11 protein-coding genes are annotated in these 14,641 nt (G+C 47.4%); 8 read left to right on the forward strand and 3 right to left on the reverse strand.

Translation table 11 applies throughout. The features are described from left to right. Position 1: 1 nt before the first annotated feature. The 3 genes from NSQ39_RS20950 (at position 2) to NSQ39_RS20960 (ending at position 2,975) form a co-directional block, all read left to right on the forward strand. Positions 2–652 (forward strand): methionine ABC transporter permease, encoded by a 651-nt coding sequence (locus NSQ39_RS20950; RefSeq protein ID WP_046132991.1) that lies wholly within the window; start codon positions 2–4, stop codon positions 650–652. Positions 653–670: 18 nt separating this feature from the next. Next, positions 671–1,486: a MetQ/NlpA family ABC transporter substrate-binding protein gene (locus NSQ39_RS20955; RefSeq protein ID WP_175076721.1), complete on the forward strand. Its 816-nt coding sequence runs from the start codon at positions 671–673 to the stop codon at positions 1,484–1,486. A gap of 103 nt (positions 1,487–1,589) precedes the next feature. Continuing rightward, complete coding sequence (locus NSQ39_RS20960; RefSeq protein WP_175076720.1) at positions 1,590–2,975, forward strand: L-cystine transporter; 1,386 nt, start codon at positions 1,590–1,592, stop codon at positions 2,973–2,975. A 40-nt stretch (positions 2,976–3,015) separates the two neighbouring features. On the opposite strand, the gene NSQ39_RS20965 is transcribed toward NSQ39_RS20960, so the two are convergent. Both NSQ39_RS20965 and NSQ39_RS20970 read right to left on the reverse strand, forming a co-directional pair. Next, positions 3,016–3,363 (reverse strand): hypothetical protein, encoded by a 348-nt coding sequence (locus NSQ39_RS20965; RefSeq protein WP_236809805.1) that lies wholly within the window; start codon positions 3,361–3,363, stop codon positions 3,016–3,018. Between the two features lie 47 nt (positions 3,364–3,410). After that, on the reverse strand, positions 3,411–5,225 hold the full coding sequence (locus tag NSQ39_RS20970; RefSeq protein WP_336885365.1) for a S9 family peptidase: 1,815 nt from the start codon (positions 5,223–5,225) through the stop codon (positions 3,411–3,413). A 140-nt stretch (positions 5,226–5,365) separates the two neighbouring features. On the opposite strand from NSQ39_RS20970, the gene NSQ39_RS20975 reads away from it, so the two are divergent. Both NSQ39_RS20975 and NSQ39_RS20980 read left to right on the forward strand, forming a co-directional pair. Beyond that, the gene (locus NSQ39_RS20975) at positions 5,366–5,938 is read left to right on the forward strand and encodes a YhcN/YlaJ family sporulation lipoprotein (RefSeq protein WP_175076719.1); all 573 of its coding nucleotides are present in this window, start codon (positions 5,366–5,368) and stop codon (positions 5,936–5,938) included. A 121-nt stretch (positions 5,939–6,059) separates the two neighbouring features. After that, complete coding sequence (locus NSQ39_RS20980) at positions 6,060–7,007, forward strand: peptidase MA family metallohydrolase (RefSeq protein WP_309245934.1); 948 nt, start codon at positions 6,060–6,062, stop codon at positions 7,005–7,007. On the opposite strand, the gene NSQ39_RS20985 is transcribed toward NSQ39_RS20980, so the two are convergent. Further along, positions 6,930–7,583, reverse strand: coding sequence for a spore coat protein (locus tag NSQ39_RS20985; RefSeq protein WP_175076718.1), 654 nt, complete (start codon positions 7,581–7,583; stop codon positions 6,930–6,932). The two genes, NSQ39_RS20980 and NSQ39_RS20985, sit on opposite strands and share 78 nt — an antisense overlap. Before the next feature lie 509 nt (positions 7,584–8,092). Between NSQ39_RS20985 and NSQ39_RS20990 the strand changes: the two genes are divergently transcribed. From NSQ39_RS20990 to NSQ39_RS21000, 3 genes are all read left to right on the forward strand, one after another. Next, positions 8,093–10,114 (forward strand): ATP-binding protein, encoded by a 2,022-nt coding sequence (locus NSQ39_RS20990; protein WP_175076717.1) that lies wholly within the window; start codon positions 8,093–8,095, stop codon positions 10,112–10,114. Positions 10,115–10,226: 112 nt separating this feature from the next. Next, positions 10,227–13,802, forward strand: a complete 3,576-nt coding sequence (locus tag NSQ39_RS20995; RefSeq protein WP_341017293.1) for a 5'-nucleotidase C-terminal domain-containing protein — start codon at positions 10,227–10,229, stop codon at positions 13,800–13,802. Next, positions 13,799–14,371 carry a class D sortase gene (locus tag NSQ39_RS21000; RefSeq protein WP_175076715.1) on the forward strand — a complete coding sequence of 191 codons (573 nt, stop codon included), beginning with the start codon at positions 13,799–13,801 and terminating at the stop codon, positions 14,369–14,371. Before NSQ39_RS20995 ends, NSQ39_RS21000 begins: the two co-directional genes overlap by 4 nt. Positions 14,372–14,641: the final 270 nt, after the last annotated feature.

A 14,641-nucleotide genomic window follows, 5' to 3' on the forward strand; every position in this document is an offset into this window, starting at 1 on the left:
CATGCTTGTAACATATGACCAAATCATTGATGCCTTGATCGAAACGATTCAAATGACGGTGTTTTCGCTTTTGTTTTCAAGCGTGATCGGCGTTCCGCTCGGGATTCTCCTCGTGGTCACGAGAAAGGGGCACCTTCTCGAAAATACGGCACTGTTTACGGTTGTCAATGTTATCATCAACATTTTCCGGTCTGTTCCGTTTATCATTTTGATGGTTGCCCTTATACCGCTGACACGGCTGATTGTGGGGACGTCGATCGGCACGTGGGCCGCGGTTGTTCCGCTTACGTTTTATGCAGGGCCATATATCGCAAGGCTTGTTGAAAATTCGCTTTTGGAAGTCGATCCGGGGGTGATTGAAGCGGCTGAAGCAATGGGGGCGACTCCGCGGCAGATCATTTTCAGGTTTTTGATTCCCGAAGCGCTCGGTTCTTTAGTGCTAAGCTTTACGGTAGCGACAGTCGGCCTGGTCGGCGCTTCGGCGATGGCAGGTGCGATAGGCGCCGGAGGACTGGGAGATTTGGCGATTACATACGGCTATCAGAGATTTGATACTGTGACGATGATCGTGACGGTTGCGATTCTGGTCATCGTTGTCCAGGGATTGCAGTCATCCGGTAATGTGCTAAGCAAAAAAATAAGAAGACGATAAAAAGAGAGGTAACCAGCTATGAAAAAATTTGCTTTCATCACGATTGTTCTTTTCATCTTAAGCGTGTTTGCAGGCTGTTCAAATTCCGAAAGCGGGTCGATTAAAATCGGTGTCAGCGGAACGGATACGAGGGTGTGGGATTTTGTAAAGAAAAAAGCCGAAAAGGAAGGCTTAAAAATCGAAATCGTCAAATATTCGGACTATGTACAGCCGAATATGGCCCTGTCGAGCGGGGACATCGACGCAAACGCCTTCCAGACGATATCGTATTTCAATTCATTTAAAAAAGAGCGCAACCTTGATTTATCGCCGATCGGGACGACGATCATCGCGCCGATGGGCATTTATTCGGATCATTACAAATCGGTTAAAGACATTCCGGTCGGCGCAAAAATTGCTGTGCCGAATGAAGCGACAAACATGGGAAGAGCGCTTCTCCTATTGCAGCAGGCGGGGTTAATTAAGCTGAAGGACGGCTTTGACGGGAACGGATCGCTTGACGTGATCAAGGAAAATCCTAAGAAGCTTCAGATCACGACAGTGGCTGCAGAACAAACGCCGCGGGTGCTCCAGGATGTCGCCGCCTCTGTCATCAACAACGGAATCGCCGTTGATGCCGGACTGAATCCCGTCAAAGACTCGATTGAGCTTGAAGACGAAACGGCAACGCCTTACATCAATATCATCGCGGCCAGAACCGAAGACAAAAACCGCGAAGACTTAAAAAAGATCGTCAAGCTCTATCAGTCTGACGATACGGCTGAATTCATCAAAAAAGAATTTAACGGAGCCCAGCTTCCGACATTTGTACCGCTAAAAAAAATCGGGGAATAAACTTTTTGAGAGAATGGCGAATATCGTTAATTCCTACTTGACCAATAAGGTTTATTGTACTATAGTTTTATATTGTTAAAAAATTCTGGGGGGCATGTGTTTTATGGCATTTTTGGTTATTTTAAATATTTTCATTCTGCTTTGCTTGATGGCGCTCCTCTATATCATGCAAAAAAAGCACGTTTCGTTTTCGAAGAGGGTGTTTACTGCGCTCGGAATTGGAATCGTCTTTGGGTTTGCTTTGCATTTTATATACGGTTCGTCTTCAGAAACGATCACTCAGACATCTGATTGGTTTAATATAGCCGGCAGCGGCTATGTCAAGTTTTTGCAGATGGTTGTCATGCCGCTTGTGTTCATTTCGATCTTAGGGGCATTTACAAAGCTTAAACTGACAAGTAATATCGGAAAAATCAGCAGTCTCATCATCGGGATTCTGATTGCAACGACCGCTGTCGCTGCGGCGGTGGGGATCGCATCAGCGCTCGCTTTCGATCTTCAGGCCGTTCAGGTGGACCACGGCAGCGCGGAAGCTTCAAGAGGCGCGGAGCTTGAGCAGAAATCTCAGGATATGGAAGCCAAAACGCTTCCGCAGCAAGTCGTCGAGCTGCTGCCGGGCAATCCGTTTTTAGACTTTACGGGAGCAAGACCGACATCAACGATCGCAGTCGTTATTTTTGCCGCTATTCTCGGGATTGCATACCTTGGCGTCAAGAAAAAACAGCCGGAACAAGCCGAGCTCTTCAAAAAGCTGGTTGATGCCGTCTATGCGATCATCATGCGTGTCGTCACGCTGATTTTAAGGCTGACGCCTTACGGAGTATTGGCGATTATGACAAATACGATCGCAACAAGCGATCTCGACAGCATCGTCAAGCTCGGTAAATTTGTGATCGCTTCTTATGCGGCGTTGATCGTTATGTTCATCATTCATTTGCTGCTGATTACGTTCAGCGGACTGAATCCGGTGACGTACTTGAAAAAAGTATTGCCTGTCCTCATCTTTGCATTTACGTCAAGATCAAGCGCAGGGGCCTTGCCTTTGAACATTAAAACGCAAAGAAGCCTCGGGGTTCCTGAAGGAATTGCGAACTTTGCCGGATCATTCGGGCTGTCGATCGGTCAAAACGGCTGTGCGGGAATATATCCTGCAATGCTGGCGATTATGATCGCGCCGACTATCGGACAAAATCCGCTCGATCCGTCATTTTTGGTCACCGTTGTTGCCGTTGTTGCGATCAGCTCCTTTGGTGTAGCCGGTGTCGGTGGCGGTGCAACGTTTGCGGCGCTTCTCGTGCTGTCTGCTTTAAATATGCCGGTTGCTCTTGCAGGCTTATTGATATCGGTCGAACCGCTCATTGATATGGGACGTACGGCCCTTAACGTCAGCGGCAGCATGACGTCCGGTCTGATCACAAGCAAAGTGACGAAGGAGCTTGAAACAGACACGTATCAAGACCGAACGAACATCATCGAAGCTGAAGTATAAAAAAGAGCCCGCACCGCTTTTTAAGCGTGTGCGGGTTTTTTTAATGCATATGGTTCGTATGGCTCTGTGCCTGTCCGTGATGATATGCGGCGTTTGTGTGACTTTCCGCCATTTGTCCGGAAGCTCCCTGGCTGCTTGCTGTGCTGTACTGGTTCTGGGTGCTCCCCTGATTGCTTTGCATTTGGTTTCCTTGAGTGAATGCCTGTTTAATGAAATCGGCCGGGTTCATCATCATGTTTTTCGCGGAGCTGTTTTGACGCTGTCCGCCCATTCGGCCTGCAAACATGCCGGTGACTCTCTTGCGAAGCTCCGGGGAAAAGGCGAGAGTGAGCGCAGCAGATCCGAGAACTAAAACGGCCGGATGAATGCCTGTTTTTCTTCTGAACAAAGGGATTACCTCCTTTTTATGTATACCATCCCCCTAACGTCTTCGTTTTATTCTAAAGTACCGGCGGCTGCGCGTAACCGGTGTTTTTCAAAAAAGCTGAAAATCGCAGTAAACACCATCACTCTGTTTTCCTTTTTTGAAAAACCGTGCCCCTCATTTTCCATGACGATGTATTCAGGCGTCCTCCCCAAACGCTTCAGTTTATCTACGATCTGATCGGATTCTTCCTTTACGACGCGGGGGTCGTTAGCTCCTTGAATGATCAGCATAGGCTTTGTCATTTGCTCCAAGTAGGTGATCGGTGAGTCGGCAGTCATTTTTTCCTGATCACGCTCCGGATGCCCGACCCACTTTTCCATAAGGGGACGCCAAAAGTCAGGCACCGACTCGACGAACGTAAACAGGTTGCTCACACCGAAAATATCGACGACGGCACGGAAATACTCGGGATGCCTCCCGTGCAGAAGAAGAGCCATATACCCGCCGTAGCTGCCGCCCATCAAAAACAGCTTGTCCCTGTCTGCGAGCTTCTTATCAATCAGCCAGTCGATCCCTGACACCATATCGAGGCGCGGTCCTTCCCCCCAATCCTGCTCTACCATTTGATAAAACGTGTGGCCGTAGTTCGCCGAGCCCCGGAAATTCGGCGCGAAAACCTGGTAGCCCATTTTGGCTGCAATTTGAAAGATATCGAAAAATCTGAATTGCTCAGAATCTTGCGGTCCGCCGTGCGGCCAAATGATGGTATAGCCGTTTGCCTCCTCTGAATCTGGTTTAAAGAGCAAGCCTTCAATCGGCAGCCCGTCAAAGGACGGATATATGACAATTTCCGGATAGGAGAGCTCATCTCCGGCAAAACCGGGAACTTGATGTTTTGTTAATTGTTGCCATTCGGATTCGTTTTTCGCCTTCATAAAAATGTTAGCCGGCTTCGTCGGGGTTGACCCGAGAACGTAAAGCGATCCGGATTTTACGCAGACGACTTTGGTGATCGACGTGCACGGGCAATCGATGACGCGGCTTTCTCCGGTTGTTGTGTCATACTGATACAGCAGATCTAGGACGCCTTTTTTTCCGGTGACATAAAGGGTTGTTCCTTCCCGGTCTGCACAAATCGATGTGATTTCTGTTTTGTCGAGTAAAAGAAGCGGAGTGAATGTGTTGGTAGAGATGGTGTATGACGCAAGATAGGAAAACTCTGAATCGTAATTCGTTGTCACATATAGTATGTCATCTGATTGAAAATATGATGAATGCACCATGTGCGGCTTTTTTTCATCGGGAACGACCGCTTTCGTGTGTCCGTCCCCGGTTTGAACCATACAGACGGAATGGCTGTTGACATATGACACATGGATGCTGACGGCTTTCTCGCCCGGACTTACATCACCCAGCTGCGATGAACCGTCTTTTCCTGCAAAGACGAGCCGTTCTTCGCCTGTCTGCAAATCGTACTTGTATGTATTCAAGAATGTCCGGTTGCCGCTTTCAGATGAATAATAAACAGCATGTTTTACGGGGATCGGCGAAAAATGGCGGTCGAGCTGATTTCCGTTTAAAAGCCGCATCTCCCCGCCTTCAGATGGGAAGCGGTATAAACAGCTTTGTTCATCTCCGTCATTGTCAAATCCGGCAAAGAGCTCTGAACCGTCTTTGCTGTAGGCGATTCCGCTTGAATTCTGATTCAAAAAGGTGAGCTGATAAGGATAGAGGTGAGGAAGATCCATCGCCCACAGGTTTGATTTTCCGTTGAGGTTGGTATCAAAGACAAGCTGGGTTTCCTCAGGATGGACGGCAAAATCGGTAATGCGCAAAACGTCAAATATTTGTTTCGCCTTCTTCAATGCATCGTTATGCTGCACTTCTCAAAACACCTCCAATTTTTGTATGTCCTCAAAGATCATCATAACAGATTTGCGGGTATAAAAATCGTGCTTTGTACGAATAAATAACACGAAAAAGAAAAACCTAAAGATAAATCATTAAAGGAGGCACTTTCTTCATGTTTAACAAGAAAATAAGCGCGATTGCCGCTTTTCTTCTCCCGTTAATGTTGGTCACCGGGTGCGGAATGGCGAATCAAGGAGAGAACGGCCGCAACAACGATAATTTTAGAAACGTAACATACAGGGATAACCGCGATGCTAATGACCGTACCCCGATGGACAATGTCGCAGATAGAAATAATGTCAGAGACGTCAATGATGTCAACAATGTAAATGATGATAACCGCGATGGAAACAATATGAGAGTGGCTGACGATCTTGCGGATAGAATCACTGACATGAAAGAAGTTAAAAATGCGACTGTCATCGTGACAGACAACAACGCTTATGTGGCGGTTGTTTTGACGGGAAATAAGCAAAGCAAAGTCAGCGAAAGCCTGAAAAACAAAATTTCCGATAAGGTTAAAGCAAAAGATAAAAGCATTGACAACGTTTATGTTTCGGCTAATCCGGACTTTGTTGACCGAATGACCGATTATGGAAGAAGAATTCAAAAAGGCGAACCAATTAAAGGTTTGTTTGATGAATTTGGCCAAATGACCCGCAGGGTGTTCCCTGAGCAAAAATAACACCAGGTTGAAAAAGGCAGACGATTTAAAAATCGCCGGCCTTTTTTATTTTGGCCGAAAGCACACATTTAGAGTTCCCTGCATAAAGTAAGAGACACACTCTTAAAGTGGGGGTGCAGAGGTGGGGAAACGTGTAAAAGCGGCCCTCGTTCTATTGGCGGCGGGCATATTGTTTGCGGCCGTTTTTCATCAAGACAAGGCAGGCGATATTCCCGTTTCCGGCGGCCCGGAAACGCAGGAATTGCTCAAGTCGAAGGAGATGACCCGTTTTCGCCAAGTCAACATGTATTATTCAGAACGGGAAAAGCCTTTGCTGAAGCTGACGAAACAGACGCTGAACGATGCCGCAGATCTCAATCGGATGCTGTTTCAAAACCTGCGTGTACACGGGATTGATCTCGTCTTTTTTTCAAGCCCAAAGGAAATCGAAGCATTTTCAAAGCTGTCAAATATCACAGGCTTTTATTCGGATGAAACGCGAATAATCGGACTGCTTCCTGAGGAACGGGAGCGCCTTTTTAAAGGAGAAGGATTTGCCGTTTTTCTTTACGAGCGGGTGTTGATTCATGAATATACTCATTATGCCTTTCATGAAAAGCTCAGGGAGCTCGGATCAGAGCCTGAGGACTATCCGCTCTGGTTTCATGAGGGTGTCGCCGAATGGGCTGCGGCCCATGATACGGCATATGTGCGGGCGCTGCCGTCCGTCGTCCCCTTTGCCAAATTAAAGACTGACCGGCAATGGCAAAAAATGCGCGAGGAGGATGAAGCGGACATTTATTTGCAGAGCTATTACATGATTGATGAGCTTGTCAGAAAAAAAGGCAAAAGCGTTATCCTCGATATCATGAAAGAGACGGCGGAGGGCCATACTTTCGAACAAGGCTTCAAAGCCGCCGTCAGCGAGGATATATCACAGTTTGAAGAGGAGTTTAAACGAAAATATGATCACGAAAAAACGGCATTGTGCGCTCCAATGCCGTTTTCTTTGTTAATGAATGGGTCCCTGCTGTCCTGCGCCTTTAGTTGGCATCTGCATTTGGCCTTGGACCGGGGCGTAAAGGGATAGCATTTTTTGCATGTCCTGAGGAGCGAGCTGCGGAACCTGATAATAGCCGTGCTTGTTTTGATAAACAAAAATTTCGTAGGCCATTTCAATATAGTGAGGAATTTGGTCCGCCAGCACCCTTCTGCAAACCGGGTTTGTCACTTCCGGAGCAGCCATCGCCAAAGCTGAAGTGCCCGATTTAAGCAAGCCGAGCATGAAACTGCTGATGCACGCATCATCAATTTGCTGAGGGGACATCTTCGGCTTTTTCGGCTGGGTTTCCTTTAAGCCGTATACGAATTGACGATTCTCTTTCATCATATAAGTAGCGGTTTCCTGGCTAGGCTTTTGTCCCGTCCGGAAGCACTCCGCCGTAAGGTTGTACTGTGACATAATAAATTGATGCTGTCTGTCTAAAATGTCCATCAGCTCACGATCCTGGACATGCTGTCTGAACATCATGTACTGCTCAAGGATGCCGATCATACCAGACAGCACTTCGTGCATGTCAAAAACCTCGTGGCCCCCGTGATTCATGTGCTGCATTCCTTCGTTGCCCTGGTTGATTTGCATTTGATCCTGGTTTTGCTGATTCATTGTGGAATCCTCCTTCAATTTAGTACAGGTGTTATTTTTTGTCTGAACCTGCATTTTTATTCAAAAAAGGAGTATTCGCTGGAATGGATTTAAAGGGATTTTGTACGAACCGTCGAATAGAGTAGTTCAGAAGAACAAATTAAAAGGGGTTCATAGCTGAATCCTCCTTAGGGTTTAGCCCGCGAACAATGGCGGTCTCCGAATCTTGTCAGATCCCCCGTCTGTTATGGGCGAAAGGCCGGCGAAAGTAAAACATGATTGTGCCCAAATCAGAGGGCCCGCCGGAATTTCGGAACTTACGAAACCGGCCGGTTTTTCGTCATGAAAGCTTTTTGAAATGAAAGGAAGTGTACTCTCTAACATCCCTTACCGCCTCTCCGCGTTCATCTGTAAGGATTCTCCCTCCGGAAAAAACGTATCAGCTGCCGAAGCATTTATTTTCATCATGATTCTTGAGAAAAAAAGGTTTGTTCCTTTTTTATATTGCGCTTAGAAAAGGAGGATTTTATATGCTGGGCTCAAGTGAAACAATCGGAAAACGATCAGGTTTATTTTCTGATGCTGAAACTGTGTATTCAAAGGTGCAAACGGACGTATATAAAAAAATCCATGAGCTAAGTGAATTCCACAAACTGGATGATATCTATCTGTCATTGATCGATCAGTATGTAAATCCGTGCCTGATCCTCAATGACAGGGGAGAAATCGTGGCGTCTTCGGTCAGTGCAGATCAATTTTTAAAATGTTCAAAAGGAAACAGCAGCCGCGTTTTTCCCGCCGGTCTCTCCGTTCCGGTCAGCGCAGCTTTGCAAAAGGCAAGAAAAGAAAAAAGGGAAGTCGAGTTCAATCACGCTCCGGTTTATTTGAACGGAAAGCTTTCTTTCGTCACCTTGAAGCTGAAGCGTTTCCCCCGCCAATACCATACGCTTTACGTGCTGTTTATGAAAGAAGAAAAAACGGGGACAAACAAGCAGCCGCCTATTGAAGATGACGAAGACCAGACCCATCCCGACATTCGGCATTTGTACCGGATGATAAAGGATCTTGAGGCTTCTAATGAAGCATTGACCGCCGCCAATCAAAAGCTTATGACCGCAAACAGGGAATTGATCACGATCAATCAGACATTTGAAAGGAAAATTGAAGAGCTGTCTTCCCTCAATGACCATTTGGACCATCTGCTGATCAACACGAACATAGCCGCGCTTTTTTTGGACGGGAATTTGAACGTGAAATGGTTCACTCCTGAAGCGGCAAAGATGCTTCAATTGAAGCAGAGTGACACGGGCAGACCGATAGGCGATCTCAAAGAATATGCCGATTATACGGAAGACTTAAAAAGGACGCTGGTTGAGAAAAAAACGATTCAAAAGGAAATAAAAGCGGGGAACGGTGACTGGTACGCCGTCAAAATGATCCCTTCCTATTCGGGCGAAAAAGCGGAGGGGATCGTGATGACGTTTTCCGATATTACCGAGCTGAAAGCGACGAATGAGGCGCTGCATATCAGCGCTCAGGCGATTGAACAAAGCCCGGCCAATATTTTGATCGCTTCTGTCGACGGAACCGTCCAATATGCGAATAAACGGTTTTGTCAGCTGATCGATAAAGAACAGTGCGAGATCATCGGCAAACACGTTTTAGCTTTGTACGAACATCATTTTATGTGTGATGAACTTTCTGCCCGTTGGAAACTGGCCGCTGAAAAGCAGCCCTGGACCGGCGAAATTCATTATCAAGATGAGAAAGGCCGCGACAGGTGGGAGCAGGTCTCGCTCGTTCCCGTGGAAGACAGGATGGGGAATGTGCAGCAGGTTCTACAGATTTCCGAAGATATCACAAATGAGAAGCAATCGGAAAAAATGCTGATCAAATCGGAAATGCTTTCAGCCATCGGACAGCTTGCAGCAGGCATTGCCCATGAAATCCGCAACCCTCTTACATCGCTGAGAGGATTCCTCCAATTGATGATTCAGACGAAAACATACGAGAAGGAATACGCCGAAGTGATGATGTCGGAATTTATCAGGCTTGAGTCGATCATCAACGAGTTTCTCGTATTGGCGAAAACAAAATCGGCGACATTTGATCAGGTCCAGGTGAACACGCTCCTCAACGATGTCTGCATGATTTTGGAATCGCAAGCCGTTTTGAACAATGTACGGATCGAGAAGGAGCTGAGCGAGGAACTTCCTGAGATTCTCGCAGTCTCAAATGAGCTGAAACAGGTGTTTCTTAACATTCTTAAAAACGCGATCGAAGCGATGGAACATGCCGAAGGAGTGATTTCCATCCGCTCATACAGGGGAAAAGACAGCGTCTTCATATCCTTTGAAGATCGAGGCAAAGGCATTTCGAAAGAAGCGCTCGAAAAGCTCGGCGAGCCTTTTTACACGACCAAAGAAAAAGGTACGGGCCTCGGGCTCATGGTTACGTTTAAAATCATCGAAAATCACGGGGGAAGCATTCATTTTGAAAGTGAAGAAGGCAAGGGAACCAAGGTGACATTGAAGCTTCCGGCTAAAGAATGAGAATAAGGTCAGCCCTGTTCTCATTCTTTTTTTAAATGTTTACAAAATCCTTATATGGATTTTATAAACATCAGGTACATTTGACAGGAAGCAACAAAAAGGGGGCGAATATATGGTCAAAATGTTAAAGAAGCGTTTTGCGCTTTTGGCGGTCATCGCAATGTTTATGGCGTCATCGTTCCTCGCGCCGTATACACAAGTGTCTCAAGGAGAGGAGCAGCCGATAACGGTAAGGGAAGCGATCGGCAATAACTCGGGGAGCGCTCTTGTTGAAGGGTATATCGTCGGCCACACCGTTTCGAAAGGAAGCTACAGATTCACCGGCCCATTTGAGAATGATTACAACATGGCAATCGCTGATCAAAAAGATGAAACAACGCCTGAGAACATACTTCCCGTTCAAATTCCCGCAGCATTCAGAAGCCAATTCGGCTTAAAAACGAATCCGCACCTTATCGGAAAAAAACTGATCGTCAAAGGAGAACGTTCCTCATATTTTCATTCCCCGGGTTTAAAATCTGTTCAATCCATCAAGCTGACGGAGGGCAGCGGAGAACCTCCCCGCCCGGACGTAACGATATCGGAAGCACGCAAGCGTATGAATGAAACCGTTACAATCAAAGGGACCGTCACGGCGAACCAGTCTGCGATAGGCGGCGGGAAACTGTCAACCTACATGCAGGACGATACGGGGGGAATCAACATTTTTTCTGCTTCCCAAGCTGATTTTCCGGAGCTGAAGGAAGGGATGAACGTTACGGTCACTGGAAAAGTCGCGTCATATAAAGGGCTGACAGAAATCATTCCCGCCTCCGGCGGAATCGAGGTAACAGGTGAAGGTGCGACCCTGCCGAATCCGTTCTTATTGACCATAGAAGAACTGAAACGCGCAGAAATCGCGGATCAATATGAAGGGCGCCTCGTGAAAATAAAAGGATTTATTGAAACAAAGCCTGACTCCCCGGCGGGGGGAGGCTACAACATCACGATGATCGATGCAAGCTACAACCCGCTGACGCTCCGGGTAATGGAAGACACGAACGCCGCTCACGTGATTGAACAAGGCAAATGGTTCGAGGTTACTGGGATTTTAAGCCGTTATAATACGCTTCAGCTGCTGCCGAGAAAGCGGGAGGACATCAAAAAGCTGGACGGGATCGACAATCCGCCTCCCGTTTCGGAAGGCGAGTATGAAGGCGTTGTGGACCGCGTCGTTGACGGGGATACGATCCACTTAAAGGAACCGGTGCTCGGGACGACAAAGGTGCGATTTGTGAATATGGATACGCCTGAAACGTATCATACACCAAAAAACGAGCTGGATGAAAACCAGCTGAAACACGGAAACCGTGCGAAACAATACTTGCAGTCGATGTTGTCAAGCGGAGACAAGGTAACCGTAAAAGTCGGCAAAGAAGCGAAGGACAGCTACGGCAGGCTGCTCGCCCAGGTCATGACAGAGGATGGCGTAAACACGAATTTGGAACTCGTCAAAAAAGGGCTGGCTGTGACATATTTTATTTGGCCTGTCAGCAGCGGAACGGACTACGAGCTGTTCCAACAGGCGGTCAAACAAGCGAAAGACGAGCGGCTTGGCATGTGGGACCCAGATGACCCGCTTCTTGAACTGCCGTTTGAATTCCGTGCAAGAGAGCAGGAGAAAGGGCTGACGAGGTATGTCGGCGACTCGGAGGACAAAACGTATGTGGCGCCTGACAAATGGCGCGAGGTTCCGGTTGAAAGACGAATCTTCTTCGCATCTTCAGAGGAAGCGGAAAGGGCCGGCTATTCGAAAAAGGAAAACAGCGGAAATATCTCTTTGCGCCTTTTAAGTATGAACGACCTGCACGGCAAAATCGATCAGCAGTATAAGCTTGATCTTAACGGTGACGGACAAACGGACGGAACCTTCGGCAGAATGGACTATGCCGCCGCTTTAATAAAAGAGCGAAAAGCCGAGCGGAAAAACGTGCTCCTCGTTCATGCGGGAGATATGATTGGCGGAAGCTCGCCTGTATCTTCTTTGCTTCAAGACGAACCGACGGTCGAACTCATGGAGGAAATCGGCTTTGATGTCGGTACGGTCGGAAACCACGAATTTGACGAAGGGACAGACGAGCTTCTTCGAATCCTGCACGGCGGAGAGCATCCGGAAGGCAAAGGGACGAAAGGCTACGACGGGCAGAATTTTCCGCTCGTCTGCGCCAACTGCAAGCTGAAAAACAGCGGTGCCGCCTTTTTGCCTCCGTATGAGATTTTTGACGTGGAGGGCGTTCCGGTTGCTTTCATCGGCGTGGTTACAAGGTCTGCCGCCGATATGGTCATGCCTGACGGAATCAAGGACATCGAATTCACCGATGAGACAAAAGCTGTCAATCAGGCCGTTAGTAAATTGAAGCAAAAAGGCGTCCGCTCAATCGCCGTGCTTGCTCATATGCCGGCTTCGCAACATGGCACCGGTGTAACGGGTGAGTCGGCCGAGCTTGCAAAAAAGGTGGATCCTGAAGTAGATGTGATTTTTGCCGGGCATAATCATGAAGAAGTAAACGGCGAGGCAGGCGGGGCTTTAATCGTTCAAGCCTCAGAATACGGCAAAGCGATTGGTGTGGTTGACCTGGAAATCGACAAGGACACGAAGGATATCGTCCGAAAAAAGGCGGAAGTCGAATACGTCAACCAGAAAACGATCAACCCCGATCCGGCTGCCGCCGGCATATTAAAAAAATATGAGCAGATGGTCGGCCCAATCATCGGAGAAAAAATCGGTGAGGCGGCTCATGACATGGCCGGCGGCTATTCAAACGACGGGGATACCCCGCTCGGAAATTTAATCGCCGATGGAATGAAGCACGCGATGAACTCTGACTTTGCCTTAATGAACGGCGGCGGAATCCGCCAGGACTTAAAAAAAGGCCCGATTACATGGGGAGATGCTTTCAATATCCAGCCATTCGGAAACGTCCTTGTCCAGCTTGAGATTAAAGGAAGGGATTTGTACGACATCATCGATGCGCAAATTTCTCCGGTATACGGTCCTGACTACAGTATCAGCGGCTTTACATACACCTGGGATCCAAAAACAAACAAAACGGTCGAAATCCTCATAGAGGACGGCTCACCGATTGACAAAGATCGGACCTATACGGTGACCGTCAATCATTTTATGGCATCTGCATCAGGCAGCAAATATCAGCCGATTTCCCGCCTCGGAAAAAACCCGGTGACAGGGCCTGAAGATATTGAGGCAACGGTGCAATTTATCAAAAGCTTTAAAGAACCGATATCATATACTTCTGAAGGAAGAATTAAAAAGCTCGGGGCCGACGGAGGTACGGGAGAGAAACCGGGAAACGGCGGCAGTGAACCGCCTGATGATGCTCCGAACGATCCCTTGCCCGGAGAAGATGAAAAACCTGATGATGCAGGCGGCTCTTTGCCGGGCTCGCCTAAAGGCGCAAAAGGATTTTTGCCCGGGCGGGGCGGAGACGATATTAGCGCTACTCAAGGTACCCATACAGCAGAACGTTCGGACGGAATATTTCCGGGGAAAAGAAGCGATGACGAACAAAACCGGCATTTCCTTCCGGAAACCGCCGCGAATCTGTACAGGCCGTTGTTTTTGGGAATTGTGCTTCTTTTCTCCGGTATAATCGTTTATATGCGGAAAAAGGGGTCATCCAATCTATGAAAATGAAGGTGTTTTCTTTGCTGCTTATTGCAGCCGGTTTATTGATTATCGTTTACGGCGGCTGGAAAATATACGACACGAACAGGCAAACGGGAGATTCATTGACAGATGCCAAAAAGGCGGTCGCCGCGGGAGGCTCCCTTGACGGATCGTCTGCCGAATCGTTCAAACCTGCAATGGGAGAAGCTGTCGGCATTTTATACATTCCGAGATTAAAGGCCGAATTGCCGATCATGGAAGGTACGGGTGCTGATGATTTAGAAAAAGGCGTCGGCCATTATAAAGGCAGCTACTATCCTAAGCAGAACGGCCAAATCGTTCTTTCCGGGCACAGGGACACGGTTTTTCGCAGAACGGGAGAGCTTGAACTCGGAGACCGGCTGGAAATAGAAGTGCCGTATGGCCGTTATGCATACGAAATCATCAAAACAAAAATCGTTGACCAAGACGATACTTCGATCATCACGCTGCAAAACAAAAAAGAGGAATTGGTGTTGACGACGTGTTATCCGTTTTCTTACATCGGAAACGCGCCGCAGCGCTATATTATATACGCGAAGCCGCTTTAAGAAAGCAACGGCTGTCACATGGCTGACAGCCGTTTTCCTATTCGTGACAAATTGCTTATTTCACGAGGATTCCAAAGGAATATGGAGCAAACTTGAGGATACGGCAGTTGAACAGAGGACACTTGCATTCACAAATATTTCACATCTAATATGGCCGCTTCATCAGCTTTAGGTTTTTCAGATGATCATTTATAATATAAACGTTAAATTTTTCTGAAAAAACAAAAATAAATTTAACGATTTTAATATTTTTAACAAAATTGTGGAGGT

Source organism: Bacillus sp. FSL W8-0848 (assembly GCF_038007805.1).
GTDB lineage: Bacteria > Bacillota > Bacilli > Bacillales > Bacillaceae > Bacillus > Bacillus glycinifermentans.

Excerpts from the sequence above, each read along its gene's own strand:
- NSQ39_RS20950 (WP_046132991.1), top strand. The coding sequence starts at position 2 with ATGCTTGTAACATATGACCAAATCATTGATGCCTTGATCGAAACGATT.
- NSQ39_RS20955 (WP_175076721.1), top strand. The coding sequence starts at position 671 with ATGAAAAAATTTGCTTTCATCACGATTGTTCTTTTCATCTTAAGCGTG.
- NSQ39_RS20960 (WP_175076720.1), top strand. The coding sequence starts at position 1,590 with ATGGCATTTTTGGTTATTTTAAATATTTTCATTCTGCTTTGCTTGATG.
- NSQ39_RS20975 (WP_175076719.1), top strand. The coding sequence starts at position 5,366 with ATGTTTAACAAGAAAATAAGCGCGATTGCCGCTTTTCTTCTCCCGTTA.
- NSQ39_RS20985 (WP_175076718.1), bottom strand. The coding sequence starts at position 7,583 with ATGAATCAGCAAAACCAGGATCAAATGCAAATCAACCAGGGCAACGAA.
- NSQ39_RS20990 (WP_175076717.1), top strand. The coding sequence starts at position 8,093 with ATGCTGGGCTCAAGTGAAACAATCGGAAAACGATCAGGTTTATTTTCT.
- NSQ39_RS20995 (WP_341017293.1), top strand. The coding sequence starts at position 10,227 with ATGGTCAAAATGTTAAAGAAGCGTTTTGCGCTTTTGGCGGTCATCGCA.
- NSQ39_RS21000 (WP_175076715.1), top strand. The coding sequence starts at position 13,799 with ATGAAAATGAAGGTGTTTTCTTTGCTGCTTATTGCAGCCGGTTTATTG.